1 protein-coding gene is annotated in these 370 nt (G+C 64.3%); it reads left to right on the top strand.

Going from position 1 to position 370, the window contains the following annotated elements:
* Positions 1-370, top strand: a 370-nt coding sequence (locus AC3WUT_RS26840; RefSeq protein WP_492350124.1) for an IPT/TIG domain-containing protein, incomplete at both ends; no start/stop codon positions are given.

Below are 370 nucleotides of genomic sequence, written 5' to 3'. Positions count from 1 at the left end.
ACTAGTGGCAGCACGGCGGGCGGTACCAGCGTCACCATCACCGGCACCAACTTCACGGGTGCCACGGCCGTCACGATCGGCGGCGCGGCCGCGACGGGTGTTACGGTAGTGAGCGCCACCAGCATCACTGCAACAACGCCTGCCGGTACGGCGGGTGCTCAAGACGTGGCTGTGACCACCCCTGGCGGTACGGGCACTGGAACCGGCTTGTACACCTACGTTGCCCCGGCTGTGAACCACACGGTGACCTTTGACGCCAACAGCGGCACAGGAACGATGACGGCGCAGACCGCCAACGTCTCCACGGCCTTGACGACAAACAGCTTCACCCGTTCGGGTTATGCCTTTGCAGGCTGGAACACACTTGCTG

The sequence above is a fragment of the Curvibacter sp. EU05-FHT14A10 genome, from assembly GCF_058791075.1.
Note: the sequence above shows the minus strand (reverse complement) of the source record. Positions and strands in the feature narration are given on the sequence as shown.